Origin of the sequence: Streptomyces sp. NBC_00012 (assembly GCF_045040875.1) — a bacterium.
GTDB lineage: Bacteria > Actinomycetota > Actinomycetes > Streptomycetales > Streptomycetaceae > Streptomyces.
Genome location: NZ_CP108309.1, coordinates 684,157 through 702,374, shown reverse-complemented (window position 1 = coordinate 702,374; position 18,218 = coordinate 684,157). Strand labels below are relative to the sequence as shown.

General features: G+C 66.9%; 12 protein-coding genes and 1 pseudogene. 2 read left to right on the top strand and 11 right to left on the bottom strand.

Annotation, left to right across the window (positions count from 1 at the left end; genetic code table 11):
• Positions 1–181: 181 nt before the first annotated feature.
• Positions 182–472, top strand: a complete 291-nt coding sequence (locus OHA19_RS03515) for a transposase family protein (RefSeq protein WP_405749354.1) — start codon at positions 182–184, stop codon at positions 470–472.
• Between the two features lie 31 nt (positions 473–503).
• Here the strand turns inward: OHA19_RS03515 and OHA19_RS03510 are convergent, their stop codons facing one another.
• The 3 genes from OHA19_RS03510 to OHA19_RS03500 form a co-directional block, all read right to left on the bottom strand.
• Positions 504–1,538 carry a hypothetical protein gene (locus tag OHA19_RS03510; protein WP_405720086.1) on the bottom strand — a complete coding sequence of 345 codons (1,035 nt, stop codon included), beginning with the start codon at positions 1,536–1,538 and terminating at the stop codon, positions 504–506.
• 625 nt (positions 1,539–2,163) lie between these two features.
• Positions 2,164–4,026 (bottom strand): ABC transporter ATP-binding protein, encoded by a 1,863-nt coding sequence (locus OHA19_RS03505; RefSeq protein ID WP_405722069.1) that lies wholly within the window; start codon positions 4,024–4,026, stop codon positions 2,164–2,166.
• A 1,091-nt stretch (positions 4,027–5,117) separates the two neighbouring features.
• The gene (locus OHA19_RS03500; RefSeq protein WP_405720088.1) at positions 5,118–5,246 is read right to left on the bottom strand and encodes a hypothetical protein; all 129 of its coding nucleotides are present in this window, start codon (positions 5,244–5,246) and stop codon (positions 5,118–5,120) included.
• Between the two features lie 242 nt (positions 5,247–5,488).
• Between OHA19_RS03500 and OHA19_RS03495 the strand changes: the two are divergent.
• Positions 5,489–5,641: pseudogene (locus OHA19_RS03495) on the top strand (esterase family protein); the annotation flags it as partial.
• A 329-nt stretch (positions 5,642–5,970) separates the two neighbouring features.
• Here OHA19_RS03495 and OHA19_RS03490 read toward each other — a convergent pair.
• The 8 genes from OHA19_RS03490 to OHA19_RS03455 all read right to left on the bottom strand — a co-directional run bounded on the left by OHA19_RS03490 (position 5,971) and on the right by OHA19_RS03455 (position 18,036).
• Positions 5,971–6,429 carry a CBS domain-containing protein gene (locus tag OHA19_RS03490; protein ID WP_405720090.1) on the bottom strand — a complete coding sequence of 153 codons (459 nt, stop codon included), beginning with the start codon at positions 6,427–6,429 and terminating at the stop codon, positions 5,971–5,973.
• A 267-nt stretch (positions 6,430–6,696) separates the two neighbouring features.
• Entirely contained in the window at positions 6,697–7,704 is a 1,008-nt protein-coding gene (gene sbnA / locus OHA19_RS03485; RefSeq protein ID WP_405753211.1) for a 2,3-diaminopropionate biosynthesis protein SbnA, read from the bottom strand.
• 208 nt (positions 7,705–7,912) lie between these two features.
• On the bottom strand, positions 7,913–8,983 hold the full coding sequence (gene sbnB / locus OHA19_RS03480; RefSeq protein ID WP_405720092.1) for a 2,3-diaminopropionate biosynthesis protein SbnB: 1,071 nt from the start codon (positions 8,981–8,983) through the stop codon (positions 7,913–7,915).
• On the bottom strand, positions 8,980–9,984 hold the full coding sequence (locus OHA19_RS03475) for a TauD/TfdA family dioxygenase (RefSeq protein ID WP_405720094.1): 1,005 nt from the start codon (positions 9,982–9,984) through the stop codon (positions 8,980–8,982). Before OHA19_RS03475 ends, sbnB begins: the two co-directional genes overlap by 4 nt.
• Before the next feature lie 23 nt (positions 9,985–10,007).
• A complete protein-coding gene (locus tag OHA19_RS03470) occupies positions 10,008–13,262 on the bottom strand; it encodes a non-ribosomal peptide synthetase (RefSeq protein ID WP_405720096.1) in 3,255 nt (1,084 codons plus the stop codon).
• A gap of 63 nt (positions 13,263–13,325) precedes the next feature.
• Positions 13,326–15,854, bottom strand: coding sequence for a Pls/PosA family non-ribosomal peptide synthetase (locus tag OHA19_RS03465; RefSeq protein ID WP_405720098.1), 2,529 nt, complete (start codon positions 15,852–15,854; stop codon positions 13,326–13,328).
• Between the two features lie 728 nt (positions 15,855–16,582).
• Positions 16,583–16,756, bottom strand: coding sequence for a hypothetical protein (locus OHA19_RS03460; protein WP_405720100.1), 174 nt, complete (start codon positions 16,754–16,756; stop codon positions 16,583–16,585).
• A gap of 638 nt (positions 16,757–17,394) precedes the next feature.
• Positions 17,395–18,036, bottom strand: coding sequence for a ScbR family autoregulator-binding transcription factor (locus OHA19_RS03455; RefSeq protein ID WP_405720102.1), 642 nt, complete (start codon positions 18,034–18,036; stop codon positions 17,395–17,397).
• Between the last annotated feature and the right edge of the window lie 182 nt (positions 18,037–18,218).

The window sequence follows — 18,218 nt, the reverse complement described above, 5'->3', positions numbered from 1 at the left end:
CGATGCGCCGATACGGCGTTCTAAGCGGTGAGCAGGGTGCAATGGACGGCTAGCTGCACGCATGTTTGCGTGCTGGGCATAAGGACGGCAGCCATCGACAACACCCCCTTCACTCCGGCAAGTCAGATCATCCTGTGGCGGCGATCAACATACCCCGGGACGCCGGGCCCAACCAGTGCGGTTGGACCGCGCACTGAAGAAGATCGCACGGCGAGACGGAGAGGTCGTCCTGATCGACGGCACCCTCATCTCCACCCAGCGCCGCACCAGGACAGCGAACCGTCCCGACTACTCCGGCAAACACCACCGCCACGGCCTGCACGTCCTCGCCTTGACCGACGACAAGGGGCGCCTGATCTGGATTTCGGCCGCCCGTCGCGACCACATCCTCGCCCATCTGCGCGCCGCCGGTCTCGGCGCCCTGGCCGACCTCGGCTTCCTCGGCCTGGACGACAACCAGGAACCATCGTGACCTCGGAGTCTCGCTGTCGGGCGGAGCGGACCTACGGCGCGATGGGGTCAGTGGGAAACTTCTCGGGGTGGGCTGACGCGATGTAGTCCATGGCCGTGTCCTCGGTGATCCCGAACACCGTTATCAGGTGAACTGGGTCAGCGGTCGCCCGGGCCTCGTCCAAGATCCTGTCGATGCGCACCTGCTCCGCGTTGATCCCGAGGCACCGAAAGAAATACTGGAATGCCTTGTGGCTCATTTGAGGACCCGCAGGATCATGCGCCGTCACTCGCGTGACCAGCAGGTGTGGGTTGGTGGAGTGCGGCCAGCGTGCGGCACGTTCCTTGAGCATCGTGGCGATCAGGGACAGCGTGAAGTCGTCAAGGTAGACGAGCCGGGTCTGCCGGCCGGAGGCACCTCGCACGCCGAGGGTCCCCTTCGAACGGTTCAGATCGGATAGCAGCGTCCCGCGGATGGTGTGCGCCCGCAAAGCATGGATGGCCGTGAGCGCGACGGCGACGCTGCCTGACGCGGTGGGAACACGGTCAATGAGCCCGACGAGCCGGTCCGAGGGCACGGGCCTGCGGACGGCGACGCGGAACGTGAACGTGACTGAGCGGGCAGGATCGTGAAAGATGACCCGCTCCCGCTTGAGTGCCTTGAACAGAGACCGCAGGGCGGTGAAGACACCATCAACACCGGAAGCGTTGTCGACGGCGTCTTGGACATGAGCTGTGGAGATCTCGCGTAAGGAGGTGACCGACGGGCCCCACGATTCCAACAGGGGCGTCGCATAGCCGAGATAGCCGTTCACCGTCTTCCAGGGAAACGGGCGCGATGGCCGCCTGCCCTCGCCGCGCAGCACTGCGATCCATACGTCGACCTCGGGGAGCAGATGGGCAGGAATCCGTCTGCGTAGGCGGGCGACACCGGCTCGGTGAGGGTCGGCGTGCCGCACTTGGTCAGCGATGAGCAGACCGCGCTCCGCGAGAAAGGGAACGAGCCGACGGGCATTGTAGGAGTTGCCCAGACGAGCGATCGCCCACAGGTCGGCTTCCTCGATCGGCGCGTCTACGCTGCTCGCCACACGGCAGCGAGGTCCTGGATCTCTCTCCAGATGTCACGCGGACCGTGCGTGATGAGCTGCCAGCGCCGGTGGCCAAGTGGCTCCGCGCGCAGCCACGACCCGCAGTCGGGGGGCGCCGATCACCAGGTGCTCGGCGCCGAAGTCCCGCACCAGGCCGCCCAGGAGACGATCGGCCGCCGGCCACAGGCCTCGGTCGGTGTCCGCGGGCGGAGCCGGCGTGCTCCGCTGCGTCCACGTGCCCGGCTCGGCCGTGATGCGCTGCCGGAACTTCCCGGTGAGCCAGATCCTTTCCAGGCCGTGACCTGCCGACGAGAAGCAGCCCCATGCCCTTGCGGCCGATGTGCAGCACGCGCCGATCACGGTCGATGACGACCGCGCTGCAGGTGACGTGGCCGGGCGGCGTGGCACGACTGCACGGGTTGCCGACACTGTCCAGGACGGACAGCAACCCGGTCGGCGCCCTCCGCTCACCCGGATACCGGGCCGGATATGCCTCGGCGGTCGCACGAATGTGGGAACGGGTGGGCGGCACGTCATCACCTCGGGAGAGCATGGAGTGGTCGAAGAAGCGCGGGCCGGTGGGCGAGTTCACGTCGGCTCGGATATCCGCAAGGGCACTGGTGGCTCATGTGCGTGTCCCGTCCTTCTCGCCGTCCGGCTCGGACGAGATCTGGTAGGACAGCAACTGCTGGAACAGGCCGGGCTGTTGGGCGAGCTGCTGATAGGTGCCCTCCTGAACAATCCTGCCTTCGTCGAGCACGACGATCCGGTCGGCCACGGCAACGTTGGTGATGCGATGGGTCACCAGCAACACCACCCGGTCCCGGGCCAGGTCCCGCAGTCGCTGGAAGATCCGGTACTCCGCGCGGGGATCGAGGTTCGCGGTCGGCTCGTCAAGAACCAACAGCCCGGCCTCCCTGAAGAACGCCCTTGCCAGGGCGATGCGCTGCCACTGACCTCCGCTGAGCTCCTCCCCGTTGAGCCATTCACGGGCAAGGAGTGTGTCCAGCCCGGCACCGAGCTTGTCGACGACCTCATCGGCGCCGGATGCCTCGCACGCCTCACGCACTGCCATGTCACCGCGAGCCGTTGGCTGCCCCAGGGTCACGTTCTCGCGCACGGTCAGTGGCCAGTGGGCGTAGTCCTGCGGCACCAGAGCCACCTGCTCCCACAGCGCCTGGGGGTCGGCGTCGCCGGTAGGCACACCGTCCCACAGCACCTGCCCTTCGGTGGGCAGGTACAGACCGCTGACCAGCTTCGACAGCGTCGACTTACCCGACCCGTTGAAACCGACCAGGGCGGTGACCTCGCCGCGGCGCAAGGTGAGTGACACGTCGGACAGCGCGTTGCCGTCCTTGCCCGAGTAGCGGTGGGTAACCGAATTGATCACGACCTTCTCCGGCGCCTCCGGACGGTGCGCGCCCCGACGCATGCGGAAGCCGCCGGCCTTGTCCAGGAAACCGCTCCAGTCATCCATGTACAGGCCCGTGCGCACGGCGCGCGCCCCGACGGCTACAAGCCCCCGGACCGACTGCCCGACCGTCTGAAGAGCGAAGACAGCCGTCCCAGCGTGCCCGACACTGATACGGCCGTTGGCCAGCAGCCACACGACCGCCGACCACACCACCGCGGACCCCACGCCTCCGCACAGCGCACCGACCAGAGACATACGGGCACCCGTGTCGGCCGCGGCCCGGTCCTCGCGGTTGATCCGGGCAACCGTCTGCCGATACCGGCCGGACAGGAACGCGGCCATGGTGCCGGCGCGGATCTGATCGGCCGCCTCCCTTGTGAAGATGTGCCACCGCAGCACCGACAGCATCCGGTTGTCGCCATTGCTGCGCAGATTCGCCAGGTACCGCACCCTGGCGGCACTGACCTGGGCCAGGGCCTGCGGAAGACTGGCCGCCACCAGGAGCGGGAGGAGGACCCAGTGCACACCCGCCAGCACAACGGCCCCGGCGAGGAAACTGGCACTCGACGCGATCAGGTCCTGGCCCTCGTCGATCAGATCCCCGGTGACCTGAGCCCCGCGGTCGGCGGCCTCGCGGTCGCGGTTGAAGTCGGGCTCGTCGTAGGCGCACAGCTCCACCCCGGCGCAGCCGGTGAGCAGCATCTGCTCGGCCTCGCGCGACATCAGCGGGCCCAGCCGGGAGGACAGCCAGCTGACAGTGATTCCCAGAAGGGCACGCACACCCGAGGCACCCGCCAGCAGGGCCACGGACGGCCACGCCTCCAGAAGCCGGTGGTAGACGTCTCCGCTGCTCAGCAGCGCCGTCAAGGTGCCGGCGATGGCGACCAGGCCAAGGGCCTGCATCACGCCGGCGACGGCCTGGCACAGCAGGAGGCCGATGGTGGCCCGCCGGTCGACCTGCCAGGCAAGGGCCAGTGAGCGGCGCACCAACTGGGGCAGGCGCCGGGCCATGCCGCGCATCCGGATGGAGCGCCCGGCTGCTTCACGGCTGCCGGTCAGGTCGACGTACCGCATCTGCGGGGCGGAGGCGTCGGCTGCGGTCTCGGACGCGGTCTCGGTCTCGGTCTCGGTCTCGGGGAAGGAGCCGCTGGTAGCACCTTCTGGCCGGCCGGGCGTTGTCGCTTCGGCGTTCCTGGGAGGGGTGGCGCGCGGTCCTGGCACCTTGCGGGCTGAGGCATCGGGCTCGCTCATGCTTCCCACCCCGTACCCGGGCCGTCCGAGGTACGGATGCTGCCGATGTCGAGTGTGATCGAGGCGGGCCGTTCGATTCCAGTAGGCCGGTTCGTGGGGGCGGGGCTGGGGTGCATGGCTTCCTCCGTCTGGGCGTCGGTGTGGCACTGGTGCACTAAAAAACGTGGCTCACAGCTCGCCGTAACGGGTGACAGCGAGGGAAATGCAGAACATCTCTACGAATATTGCAGTTCGCGCCGGGCGTGCGGTGCGGAGCATTTGAGGTGTCCTCGTTCGATGGATGGTCGCCCCCTCGGCCGCATCCCCGAGGGTTTCCGGCCAACCTGAAGACCAGGCCGATCCGTGCAGCAGTTGCATGGCGACGGCGCGCGCCGCACGGAGTCACGGCGACGGCAATGGCCCGATTCAGTGCGTCGCGCCACAGTCACGAAGCAGGCGTGCCAGTCTGCGGATCCTGCTGAAGCTCGCAAGGGCTCCAGAGCCGCGATGACCTCACACTTCGTGTTCCTTCGTGGATCTTGAGCGCTGGATGATCTCGAGTCATGAGGTGGGGAGTTCTCACGGACGAGCAGTGGGCGGCGCTGGAGTCGTTGTCGCCGAAGAACACGAAGGTGGGGCGGCCGCCCGTCCGGCCTCGGCGGCAGCTGATCGACGGGCATACGGTTCCGGGCCCGGACCGGCCTACTACCGCGAGCGTCATGCGGTCGAGTGCGGGATCAACCGCCTCAGGAGGAACCGCGCTGCCGCCACGCGGTATGACAAGCTCGCGGTCCGCTACGTCGCAGTTTTCCTGTCCGGCTACTTCTTGGGCGTGTCTCATACCGACCGATCCCGAGGGTCACAGGCCGGCGTTGGCCGGGGAAGGGTGGCGGGAATGGATCGAGGTGCGCTACGACGTTTTCGACCTTGCTTGGTCATGGACTCGGATTTCGCTGCACCACCATGTCGATGACCAGGGGGTTTTCGAGGTTCTTCCGTCCCTGTTCCGCCAGTTCCTGGCAGAGCTGGCGGCACGTGGTGTTGAAGAACTCAAAAAGCGTCATAGGAAGCAGTTCAGCGATCGGTGGCCGACACCCGAGCACACGCACACTGTGGACCCTCGCTGAGTGTGCCTGGAACGAAGACACCCTCGTTCCACCACAGATGAGCCCGCATGCCTCCTGCCGGACCTTCTCACTACCTTCAACCCCGGCGCAGTGTCTGCCCGCGCGTCAACCCCCGAAGGGCTTCGAGCCTCGACCACTGAGTTCCTCGCCAAACCGGGCTTGGCCGAGAGTGGGCTGGGAACCAAGCCCTTGCCGGCGAACTCGAACGCGAGGGCGCGAAGCATGTGACCACCAACTTCTACGGACCGGGGACCCACGGCTGGCCTTACCGGCAGCGTGAGTTGCACTCCTCGCTACCGATGCTGCTCCAGGCCCTGAGGACCGACGGCTGAACGGCCGCGCGCCGACGTCGTCCGTCATGGCATCCCCGGCGTGCCATGCCCGACCGCGTCCAGGACGCGCACGGGCGCAGCCGGGACCGACGCTCGACCGGCTTGCGCGATGAGTGGTCGTGCGGTCATTGCGCGCTCTGTACGACCGCGCCGAAGAGGGGCGGAAACGGCTCGGACCCGGCGGTCGGTGCCCGGTCGATCTGATTCATCACGGGACGAAGGCGAGGCACCCGACGAGTCCGATCGGCACACCGACATGACGGGCTCCATCGCCCCTCGGACAGCACAGATCAAACCCCGGGCCGGAGCCTGTGGGGTTCGGCGGGACCTCAGTCCCCAGACCGGCCGGACATCCCGGCGCTCGTGTACACGCGGCTCGCGAACTCGGCGATCTGTTCGTCGCTCAGATTCTTCGCAAGATTGGCCTCCGTGATCATGCCGATCAGACGGTGGCCGCCCTGGACGTCGATCACCGGCAACCGCTTGATCTGGTGTTCCTCCATGGTTCTCAGGACATCGCCCGCGTCCGCTTCGGCATCGATCCAGTGCACCTTGGCCATGAGTGATCCGGCCTGCACGGTTGCCGGGTCGATGCCCTCGGCGCAGCAGTTGACAACGATGTCACGGTCGGTTATCAAGCCTGTGAGCCTGTTGTTGTCGCCGCAGATGGGTAGGCAACCGATGTTCAGATCGCGCATCATCTTCGCCACGTCGAACAGCGACTGGTGCGCGCCGACGCACTGCACGCCGGCGGACATGATGTCTCGTGCTCGCAGTTTCGCAGCCATGATTTCCTCCCGTTCCGACTGCGTTGCCTCCTCCGTCATCGATCACAACACGAATGGCTCAGCACCGCTCCTCAAAAGCGTTGGCGATACAGGGATCCCGAGCGTCGCGCCCGACCGGATCGAACCCGAGCGGTCGAGGCGGGCATCGGGAAGGGCCTGGTCGGAGCTGCCGGCTCCTCGGACGGAGAGCCCGGGGCTCACGAACCTGGAGCTCGTGCGGGTTGCCACTGCGGCTTCCGGTCCGCAGGCAGGGTCCGGCCGACGGCTCTACCGTGTTGTCGACGGAGGGACGGCTGCCCAGGAATGGGCGGCCTCCTTGTCGGAGTCGAGCACGTTCTCACCGTAGAGATCCTGCAGCCAGTTGGTCTGGTAGATGGTGTCGAGGTAGCGCTCACCGAGGTCAGGACCGACGGCCACTGCGGTGAGTTCGCTCGCGTCGTGCCGTGCCAACCAGTCCGTTGCGCCACTGACTACCGTGCCGGTGGAGCCGCCGAACAGGAATCCGCGCCTGGCCAGACGATGGCAGGCACGTATGGTGTCCGCCTCCTCGACAAGAATCACCTCATCGACATAGGACTCGTCGAGCAGCGGCGGGCGCATGCTCATGCCCAGGCCGGGAATCATCCGGGGGCCCGGCGAACCGCCGAAGGACACCGAGCCGACGCTGTCCACCGCGATGATCCGCACCGGCCGGTGCCATCCCCGGAAGTAGCGCGCACAGCCCATCAGGGTCCCGGTGGTGCCGGCTCCGACGAACAGCACGTCCAGCCGCGGGAACTGCCGGGCGACCTCCGGCGCGGTCGTACGGTAGTGCGCCTTCCAGTTGCTCGGATTGGTGTATTGGCTGAGCCACACGTATCGGTCGTCGGAGGCGCACAGCTCGCGGAGGTAGTCGAGCCGCGCGCCGAGAAAGCCGGAGTCCGCTCGCGGTTCGGCGAGCACATGCACCTTGCTGCCCAACGCCTCCATCATCATTCTGTTCGACAGATTGCCGCGGGAGTCCGTCACACACAGGAACTGGTAGCCCTTGCTCGCCGCAATCACGCTCAGCGCCACGCCGAGGTTTCCGGACGAGGACTCGACCAGGATCGATTCCGGTGTCAGGATTCCGTCCCGCTCAGCAGCTTCCACCATCGCGGTCGCGGCCTTCAGCTTGATCGAGCCGGCGAAGTTGAAGCCCTCGCACTTCAGGAAGAGCGAATGTCCGAAGATCGACCGGAGGTCGACATAGAGATCCTCTTCGTTGAAGCCGTAGGGAGTGGAAATGACGGGCACCATGGTCTCCTCTGTCTGGAGCAGAGCACTTTCGGAGTCGTCCCGCTGGGGGCGGGCTCCTCGCCTGTGCGGGCGAGACCCTGTCTCCAACCGGCGGGACAGGGCCCTGGTCAGCGGCCGCTGTCCCGTGCGTCAGGACCTGCTTCGACGTGACTGGTGTTCTCCTCCGGGCTCAGCCTCGAAGGAGCCTCCTGCGCTCTCGGCCGGCTCATCCGTACCGGCTCATTTCGTGGAAGAAGTCGTCGACGACGTGCAACTCTCCGGAGCGGGCCACTTCGGTGTACACGTACTTGCCCACCGCGAGGTCGAGCACCCCGAGACCGAAGGGCGAGAACACCACCGGCCGGTCCGCCGGCACCTTTACCCGTCCGGCCATCACGTCGTCCAACGTGCCGTGAAGGAAGTCCCGGTTGCCCGTGAGTTGCTCGGCCAGATGCGGGGACGTGTCGGCCTTGAGGCAGTGCTCGACGTCATCGACGATGTTGGTCGAGGCGAGCAGGATCTCCGGCGCGAGGTCGCGCAGCGAGACATGCAGCACCAGCGGATTGTGTGCGAACCACGACAGGTCACTGACGTGCGGTTGACCGGCGACCGTGGCGAAGACGACCAGGTCGCTGTTTCGGATCAACTGCTCGGCGCTGTCGTGCACGGTGATCCGGCCGGCGGTGTCCGACTGCTCCAGGTAGCACCGGAAGCCTGCCGCGCTCTCGGCGGACAGGTCGTGTACGCCGATCTCGTCGAACGACCAGCCGGTGCCGGCCAGGAAGGAGTGGATGTAGCGGGCGATCAAGCCCACCCCGAAGAACCCGACACGCGTCGGTCGCCGCCGGTCGCGGCTGAGCCAGTCGGCCGCCGACGCCGCCGACGCGGCCGTCCGGGTGGCGCTGATGATCGAACTCTCCAGACAGGCGAACGGGTAGCCCGTGTCGGGGTCGTTGAGGATCAGCACCGCCGATGCCCTTGGGATGCCTGCCGTCACGTTGTCCGGGAAGCTGGAGATCCACTTCAGGCCGTCCACCCGTGCCTTCCCGCCGATCGAGGCGGGCAGCGCGATGATCCGGGAGGACGGACGGTCGGGGAAACGAAGGAAGTACGACGGCGGGTTCACCGAATCACCGGCGCCGTGCAACCGGTAGGTGGCCTCGACCAGCTCCGTGATCCGCTTCTCGCATCTGTGCAGCGTGCGCTGGACCTGGGCACCGGAGATCACCGCGAACGGTGGAGCGGTGATCGGTGCGACCGTTGCGGGCCCGCTTTCGGTGGAATCGACGGTGGTCATTGCGTGGTCACCTCTACGGTCGGCGAGCAGTCGTCCAGACGCACCGGATCGGCCATGGCGACGAGCACCTCACGCGGTCCCTCGAAGGGCTCCCTGCTGTGCGCGGTGCGGACGTTGTCGACGAGCATCAGGTCGCCGGCCTGCCACGGTTCGCGTGCGGTGTTCGCTTCGTAGACGCTGTTGAGCAGCTGCACGACATCCTCGCCGATCGGGTCGCCGTTGCCGAAGCGGGTGTTGAACGGCAGCCCGTCGGCGCCGTAGACGTCCACCAGGTACTCGTGCACCTCGGGGGCCATCGTCCACTCGTTGAGGAACGCGATCTGGTTGAACCAGCAGCGTCGGCCGGTGACCGGGTGGCGCACCACTGCGCTGCGGTGCTGTCTGGTACGTAGTCCACCGTCGGGCTGCCACTCGAACGTGATCGCGTTTGCGCGGCAGTAGCGCTCGACGGCGCCCCGGTCCTCGGTGCCGAAGGCCTCGGCGATGGACGCGCCGATCTCGTCGTTGTAGCTGCGGGTGAGCAGCCAGCCCTCGCGCTCGAACCGTTCGGTCAACTCGGTGGGCAGGGCGTCGAGCACGGTCGGTGAGTCGGCCACCGCGGTCGCCCCGCCGTCGGTGGGCGCGCTGAGACAGGCGAACATCATCAGGCCGGGGAACTCGAGCGTGTAGCTCAGTTCGTGGTGCATGCACATTGGCTGGTTCGGCGGCCACTTCGATGAGGAGTACACCCCGTCGGAGTAGGTCTGCCGGGGCGCGAAGGCCTCCTGCTCGGTCATCAGACCGGTGGCCAGCTTTGAGAAGACGGCTGCGGTCTCGGCCGCGTCACGCAGCCCGAGGCCACGGACCAGGACCGAACCGTGTTCGGCGACGACTGCGCGCAGTGTCTCCCGGTGCTCGGCCGCCCAGGCCGGTGCGTCGCCGGTGACCTCGGCCCTCAGCCGCGGGGGTTTGCCGGATTCCAGTTCCACGTCGACCAGCGAAGTCGTGGATGTGGACGACATCTCAATCTCCTTTCAATCGATGCTCAGGAAGAAGCGAACAACTCGGTGGCCTGCAGAACAGCCTTGGCTGCCTCGGCCGGACGGGTACGCAGGAAGTAGTGGCCGCCGTCGGCGAGCTCGTGCAGGCCGACCTCGTCGGCCAGGAGCTGCCAGTCGAGGTACCGGCGCGGGTACTCCGCCGTGCTCGGGTCGTCCGAGGCGACGACCACGGTGACCGGCACGGACAGCTTCTGCGCGGGCGGGCTCTCCAGGGCATCGATGAAGTAGCGGTGAGCGGACACGCAGTCGTGCCGGTAGGCGGCGCCGACGTGCTCGGCGTGCTGCGGCCCCAGCTCACCGACTGCGCTGCAGCCGCCGCCCGTGCTCAGGTCCGTGGCGATCTCGGCGTCGCTCCGCCCTGTCAGCTCGGCGATGGTGGCGCGCCGGTCGTCGGCGTCACCGAGCAGTTGCGCGCCGAGGAACACCCGTCGGACGTCCACCCCGTGCTCCCGCAGCTTTCTGGCGGTCTCCACGGCCAACGCGGCGCCCGAGGAGTGGCCCCACAGCAGGACCCTGGTCAGACCACGCCCGGTGATCTCGTCGACGACCTGCTCGACCACCTGAGTCATCGGCGCGAGCGGCTCGCTCTCGGCGGCCACGTCGTGACCGGGCAGCTCGACGGCGTAGACCGCCGGTCCACCGTCCGGCAGTGCCCTGGCCAGCGGCTGGAAGTTCACCGCGTTGCCGCCGGCGTAGGGGAAGCACACCAGGGCTGAGGTCTGCGCACCGTCCGATGCCGACAGCGGCTGAAGCAGCCCGGCACGCCGCCCGGATCCGTCGTCGACCAGCCCGGCCAGATCCGCGAGGATCGGGTGACGGGTGACATCCTTGAGGGACACCGCGCGGTCCAGGACGATGGCCAGCTTCACTGCCGACAGCGACGTACCGCCCCGGTCGAAGAAGTGGTCCCGCCGTCCGATCTGCTCCTGCGGGATGCCGAGCACCTTCGACCATGCGGCCGCCAGCTGCTGTTCGGCCGGCGTATCCGGCGCGCGGAAGTCGTCCCGGACGACATCGAGTTCTCCGGCGAGTGCCTGCAGAGTTCTTCTGTCGATCTTGCTGTTGGCCGTCAGCGGGAGGGTCTCCCGCCAGTGAAGGGCCGACGGGACCATGTACGCGGGCAGCGACTCACCGAGCCGGTCCAGCACCATGTCCACCTCGAGCGGCCGCCTGCCGGAGTAGAACGCCACCAGGTGCTTGCTCTGGTCGGCCCGCTCGGTGACCACGACCGCACCGTCGCGAACACCGGGCACCTGCAACAAGGCGTTCTCGATCTCGCCGATCTCGATCCGGAAACCACGGATCTTCACCTGGGTGTCGCGGCGGCCGAGGAACTCCAGCTTTCCCCCGGGCGTCCAGCGGCCGTAGTCGCCGCCCCGGTAGAGCCGGGCGCCCTCACGGTGCGGATCGGCCAGGTAGGCCTGCCGGGTGAGCTCGGGGTCGTTGACGTATCCGCGGCCGACGCAGACGCCGGAGAAGACGATCAGACCGGGGGCTCCGAGCGGCACCGGGATCAGGTGCTCGTCGACGACGTAGACGTGCACGTTGTTGACCGCGGGACCCAGCAGGACCCGGTCTCCGTCGGGCGCGCGGTCCATGACCTCGTGGTTGGTGTCGTCCGAGGTCTCGGTCAGCCCGTAGGCGTTGACCAGCTTGATCCCGGGCTGGGCGGCGAACCAGCGCTGCACGAGCTCCTTCTTCAGCGCCTCGCCCGTGACCGACACGCACTGCAGGTCCGGCAGCTCGCGGGGGTGCTGATTCAGCCAGGACACCACCACGTCCAGGTAGGCGGGTACGACCTGGAGGATGGCGACCCGGCCGTCGATGATCTTGTCGACGAACCGCTGGACGTTCAGGATCACTTCCTGCTCCACCAGCAGGGTCCGTCCCCCGACCAGGAGCCCGGACATCAGCTGCCAGAGCGAGATGTCGAAGCATTGGGGTGCGGTCTGGGCGACCACCTGTCCCTCGCCGATCTCCAGGTCGTCGATCTTGGCGTAGAGGTGGTTCAGCATGCCCGCGTGCTCGCACATCGCGCCCTTGGGCTCACCTGTGGAGCCGGAAGTGAAGTAGATGTAGGCGAGCTGGTCCGGTGCGACGCGGACGGCCAGATCATCGTCGGCATGGTCTTCCTCGTAGGCTGCGCCGACGAAGAGCTTTTGGACCCCGGGCAGTGGGCCGAGGGCCTGGTCGAGCGTGGTGGTGCTGCCGGGTTCGGTCAGCACGAGCTTGCATGCGGCACGGGAGAGCATGGTCGCGAGCCGGTCGGCCGGGAAATGCGGCTCGATGGGCAGGTAGACGCCGCCGGCCTTGAAGACCGCGAGGACGGCGACCATCCAGTCCAGGTTGCGCTCGGTCACCACCGCGACAACACCCTCAGGGCGCAGCCCCCGCGCCAGCAGGGCTCGTCCCACCCGGTTGGCGCGCGCGTTGAGTTCTCGGTACGTCAGTTGCAGCTCCCCGTGCACCGCGGCGACGGTGTCCGGGTGTGACGCCACCCGCTGCTCGAACAGTTCGTGGAACCGGTGGTTGGGCAGTTCCCGGTGCGGACCGGCGAGTTCTTCGAGCTGGAAGTGGAGTTCCTCGGGGGAGAGCAGGCTCTGCCGCTCGTGCTCGGCGTCCGGATCGGCGGCGATCAGCGCGAGTGCGGTGAGGTGGTAACCGGCGATCCTGACGGCGCAGTCCTCGTCGAATGCGTCGGTCCGATACCGCAGGCGCAGCGCAAGGTGGCCGCCGCGTTGCGAAAACCCCACCCGCAGCATGGTGTCACCGGTGACTTCGCCGCCCATGCCGTGCGGATCGAGCACGACCTCTGTCGACGGCTCGGCCAGGCCCAGTTCATGCCTGAGCTCATCGACCGGGAAATCCTGGTGCGACAGCAGATCCGACGAGACCCGATGCGCGTCCAGCAGCAGCGTCCGCCACGAGTCGGGCTCGGTCGTCAGCCGGCAGAGCAGCGGCCGGCCGCCCCCCGCACCGACATATCCGGTCGCGACCTCGTGCTCGCCGGAGAGCGCGGCGAGCACCTTGGCGTGTGCTGCCAGCAGTACCGAGTCGAGCGGCACCGCCAGGTCCTCGGCCAGCCGGCCCAACGCCGCCACGACGCCGTCCGGGATCGGCGCCTCGTGTTCGCCGACGCCCTTCACCGGATTGAGCGTCCACCGCGGGATTTCGGTGGGTCCACCGGCGACGAGCACATCGCGCCAGAATTCCCGGTCGGCCTTCACTTGCATTCCCATCTGGCCGTCTCTCTCCATTCGCCTCAGCTACCGTGCTTTGTCGCGCTGACAAGGGCCGAGCTACTACCCCTTCCGTGTCAGCGCCTCGGGCTGATGGGGGGCGTCTCGCATCTCTGCGGCGGGGTTTCCTCCCCAGCGTGCGTGCGGGGGGACCTCTTCGCCCTTCATCAGGAAGGAGTCGGGTGCGAGCACCGCGTCGGCGCCCATCGTCACGCCGTAATGGACGTGGGCTCCCACACCGACGGTGCAGCCGGCTTCGAGGGTGCTGCGATCGGATTTGAAGGTGCCGTCCTCCTGCGAGTGGCACTGGATCTTGCTTCCCGCATTGAGCGTGCAGTCGTTTCCGATGGTGGTGAGCGTTCGCTCCGTCATATAGCAGCCGTCATCGAAGACCCTGCTGCCGATCCGAACCCCCAGCATTCGCCAGATCACGTTTTTGAAAGGCGTTCCGTTGAAGATGTTGAGGTAGGTATCGGGCACCTTCCAGAGGCGCTCGTGCCACCAGAAGTAGGGCTCGTAGATGGAGCACACCTGCGGTTGCAGCACGTGGAATGCGGCGATGCCGCGCTCCACAAGTACGAAGTAGACAGCGGTGAATCCGAGGCTGAACACCAGGAACGCGGCGATCATCACATGCCCGTAGGAGTCGTACAGTTCGGCGTTCGCCAGGCCGAAAATCGTGAGCACGAAGAAGTGCAGCCACCGCACGAGGAGGAAGAAGATCATCGAGCGGATGTTGTAGCGGTTCTTCGCAGCGAGGCTGCGGCGCAACTCGTCGCCGGTGCGCAGATGGTCGAACCGGGAATCGCGCTCGACCGACCGGGGAATCTCGAAGCACGGCGAGCCGAGCAGTCCCACCCCTTCGCGCACCTCGCCTTCGAGTGGAACCATCACCTTCGTCGCGAGAAGACAGTTCTCGCCCGTTCTGGCTCCCGAGGGATAGGCGATGTTGTTCCCGAGGAAGTTGTATGACCCGATCGAGGCCCGGGACACCCGGAAGGACGTGCTCGAATAGTCGGCGTTGATGACGGAGAGCCCGTCGGCGACCATCGTCCCGCTCCCGACCGAGCACAGAAACGGGGTCTCGTGCTGCACTTCTGTGCCGAAGTTCGACCCGGTCTGCTCGACCCGGGACAAGTCGTATCCGATGCCGCGCAAGTAGTGGACGATGTAGGAGCTGTCACCGAACAGCCATGTGAAGAACTTGATGTTGGTCATGCGCCCGATCGCCCGGTGCGCCGAGTAATGAAGCCCGTACAGCGGATAGACCTTGTCCGGCTTGACGACCAGGTTCAGCAGGCGCGGAACGGTGAACATCACTGCCATGCCCAGGACGACGAAGCCGAAGAACAGCAACAGGGAAAGGACCAGCGCGTCGACGTAGAGATCCGGCGACGTGAGCCCCCCCGTGCCCGGCCCCAGCCGGTCGTGCAGCGCCGGAACCAGGGCTACCAGCATGTACGCGCCCCCGACGGCCAGTGGCACGTAGAGGAAGAACAACTGGAGCACGGTGATGAGGCCGAAGCCGGTCCGGCGCAGCGTGCCGCAAGTGGCCGGCTCGATCCTCAGATAGTCGTGCTGCGTGGGCTGTGCTGGGGACCCGTGCCAGCGCTGACCGTCCGGGACCGCCTGGCCGCTGTACAGCGTGGACGTGTGGCCGAGTTGAGCCCCGTCGCCCATCGACACGTCGATGTCGAGCACGGTCTTCTCGCCGATGAACACGTCCTGGCCCAGGGTGACCCGGCCGGTCTGGATACGGCCGGCGTGCGCTCGGTAGCAGAGGAAGAACGAGTCCTTGCGGATCACCGTGCCGGCGCCGACGGTGAGCAGGTCGGGGCAGACCGGAACGTTGCGGGAGAGGATCGTGACCCCTTTGCCGATCCGTGCGCCCAGCGCTCGCAGGTACAGCACGTACAAGGGATTGCCGACGAAGAAGATCATCGGGTTGGCGTGGATCAGCACCTTGACGGTCCAGAAGCGCAGATAGGTCAGACCCCAGACCGGGAACTCGGATGGTCTGAACCGACCGATGAGGAGCCATTTGGCCGCGACGGGGAAGGTGCACAGAGCGACGAAGCCGACGCCTCCGAAGACGAACGACCGCAGATAGACATCGATCACACCCGATCCGGCGGAGACCCATGCATAGCCTCGGTCGGCGACAAGTCCGGCGAGGAAGGAGTACCCCAGGAAAAGCAGGAACTGCAGGGTTCCGCAGAGGGCGTAACGCACCGTGCGGGCCGGGGCCACCACCCCGGTCGGCACCGGGATCGACGGCTCGACGGGCGCGGCATTCGCGAGCCCCGTCGCCAGGCTGCGGATCGTCGGGTGCCGGTAGATGTCCTTCATCGACGCCGAGGGAAGGTCCGCCTGCTTCCTGACTCGTGCACAGAAATGAGCCATTACCAATGAGTTGGCGCCGAGGTCATCGAAGAAGTGGCTGTCGACAGACACCCGTTCGACGCACATGACGTCAGCCAGCACTTCGGCGAGGTTCTTCTCGATGCCGGTCTCCGGGCCGTTGTACTTGCGTGTACCGATTGCGGATTCATCCGGCCCGGGAGTCAAGACGTCGAGGGGTTTGTCCTCCATGCGAGCTCCTTGAGGAACTTTTTGAGCGCCGTTTCATTGTGGTCGGCGCCCTGTACTCGCGTTTTCGATGGCCGGAGCGAGTGGTCCGGAACCACGGGATCGGGATCTGTTGTCCGTATCCCAAACCGCTGCCCCAGTCTTAGCTGTCCACCGCCGGGCTGCCACTCGAACTCGGTCGCTTTGTTGTGGCAGTAGCTCTCCCGGTTCACTCCCCGTCCGTGATCCTGCCTGGCGGGACGGCGACCCCCTGGCGGATACACGTGATCTTGGTCGAGGACCCGTCTACCAGGAGCTTCGTCGTTCCGTACAGCCCTCACTCATCAACAGCCCCGCTCTGGTGCCGGGCCGGAAAGGGCTCAGTGACGGCATCCGGGGGTATCGCAGCTGTGAGGCGGCGGAGCGACGCCCGCGCGCTTCGCAGTGGTCGCACGGTGGCACACACGGCCTCAACCGTCTGATGTCACTCCAGCAGCGAGATGCGCTCGCCCGCCAGCAGAGTGATCGTGGTCATGCTCCGAGATCATTCACTCACTGGTGTCATGACGAAGCGATCGTGCAGGGCGGACTCGGTACACGTCGCATACACCGATGGCTTCGTGCTCAACGGCCCCGGAGCGGGAGGACCCGGCAAGCACCTGGTCGTCGCGGCCTCCGGGCAGCGGGCGAAGCATTTGCTGTCCGGCCTGCCACCGGCCCGGACCGCAGTCCGACGAACCACCGCTGTAGCCTCACGTACCGTCCTCGTACCAGCGTTGTTCGTCGACACGTTGCACATCGACCGGCTCGGCATTGCGCCGGATGGCCGACTGCTCCGAAGCGAGGCCGGCGGCCATGTCGATACCGCTGGTCACGGCAGAACGTGGGCGCGAGCGCGTGAGGGTGCCTTCGACGTCGGCGAGCATGCAGTCAGGCCCGAGCGGCCGTAGCGCCTCCACCTTGCGGGCATCGCGTTCCGGCTGGTTTCGGGGAGCTGGCGCCGCGCAGTGCGCCCGACGCGCCGGGCAGAGCGTCCAGGTCCCGCTTCGCTGCTTCGCCGAGTTTCTGTCCGGAGCACAGGACCACGCCCATCGTCTGATCGGGGATTCCGCGAGGCAGCGGGGGAGACCCTGAGGAGTCACCGGCGAGGGCTCAGTACTCCAGCAGGGGATCGTGATCTTCAGGTCTGGGATGCGGCTTTTCCCCTATGCAGAACTGGCCCGCTCGATCGGGCTCGATGGCACGCATGTGGAGAGGCCCGGCGAGGTGGAGGCAGCGTGGCACCAAGCGCTAGACGCCGAATGCCCTTTGGACCGCTGGCTTCGTGGCCGACCGGCCGTCCGCTGATTCTCTCGCACGACACGTGGTGGGGGCAGATCGAAGCCGTGGTCTCCGCCGTGGTCAAGGACGACAACGACCGCCGGGGCGCGGTCGAACAGGGATCAAGGCGCAGGCACAGGGACTGTTCCGGGGATACGCGCACCGTGGGCCGAGCATCCGATCACCATGGTGCGGCACGTCTCTTCGGGGACCGGAACCGGGACCGGCGGTTCGGCCGGGAGGTTCATCCGGTGGGCGCCGGCCGGTGGTGCGCCAGGGCCCGCTCCACCAGAGCGGCGGGCTCGGGGCGTGCCTGCAACGCCTTCAGGATCAGAAGCCACCACCGGTGCAGCCGGTCGGAGAGGTCCTCGTGCTCCGCCATCTCCTCGGTGAGGTCGTACAGCCCGAAGAACGCGCACACCAAGGTCGTGGCGGTGCTCGACGGCTCGATTTCGTCGGCCAGTTCGCCCTCGGCGCGGGCCTCGGCCAGAAGGTGCGTGACGGCAGCGGTCCAGACGGCGAAGGGTGTGGGTATGGCGACGTCGATGGTGCGGCGCTCGGCCCAAAGACGCGCGCCGGCCCGGGCCATGACGTCGTCGCACAGTGCCTCGGCGATATCGAAGCTGAGGGCGATCAGCTTCTCCAGAGGGGGGATCCCGGGGGCGGCATAGCGGTCGGCCAACAACGGCCAGGATGCGAACTGTTCCCGCACGACCGCCAGCGCGAGTCTCTCCTTGCTGGAGTAGTGGAAGTAGACGGCTCCGCTGGTGCGCCCCGAAAGTTCGCTGATCTCATTGATGCTGGTCCGTGCATACCCCTGTTCAACGAAAAGGTGTGCTGCGGCTTCCAGTAGATACCTTCGGGTCGCGCGTGCCCTGTCCTGCATGCGTGTTCTACCTTCGTTCGTCTGTACCCATTTTTTTGATCCGGGAAAGTCGTGCGCCGTGGCGCACTGACGGCGCTCTGTGCCGTTAATGCGTGGAGATTATTATTGTTCTTGGGCTGTAAGCGAGTGCGGTCAATGGTGGAAATTCGCGCTTCACCGGTCTCCAGGGTTCGGCGTCTGCG

Bases quoted from the DNA above. Each gene is read 5' to 3' on its own strand.
- OHA19_RS03505 (WP_405722069.1), bottom strand. From the start codon at position 4,026: ATGCGGTACGTCGACCTGACCGGCAGCCGTGAAGCAGCCGGGCGCTCC.
- OHA19_RS03500 (WP_405720088.1), bottom strand. From the start codon at position 5,246: ATGACGCTTTTTGAGTTCTTCAACACCACGTGCCGCCAGCTCTGCCAG.
- OHA19_RS03490 (WP_405720090.1), bottom strand. From the start codon at position 6,429: ATGGCTGCGAAACTGCGAGCACGAGACATCATGTCCGCCGGCGTGCAG.
- sbnB (WP_405720092.1), bottom strand. From the start codon at position 8,983: ATGACCACCGTCGATTCCACCGAAAGCGGGCCCGCAACGGTCGCACCG.
- OHA19_RS03475 (WP_405720094.1), bottom strand. From the start codon at position 9,984: ATGTCGTCCACATCCACGACTTCGCTGGTCGACGTGGAACTGGAATCC.
- OHA19_RS03470 (WP_405720096.1), bottom strand. From the start codon at position 13,262: ATGGGAATGCAAGTGAAGGCCGACCGGGAATTCTGGCGCGATGTGCTC.
- OHA19_RS03465 (WP_405720098.1), bottom strand. From the start codon at position 15,854: ATGGAGGACAAACCCCTCGACGTCTTGACTCCCGGGCCGGATGAATCC.
- OHA19_RS03460 (WP_405720100.1), bottom strand. From the start codon at position 16,756: ATGCTCGCCGACGTCGAAGGCACCCTCACGCGCTCGCGCCCACGTTCT.
- OHA19_RS03455 (WP_405720102.1), bottom strand. From the start codon at position 18,036: ATGCAGGACAGGGCACGCGCGACCCGAAGGTATCTACTGGAAGCCGCA.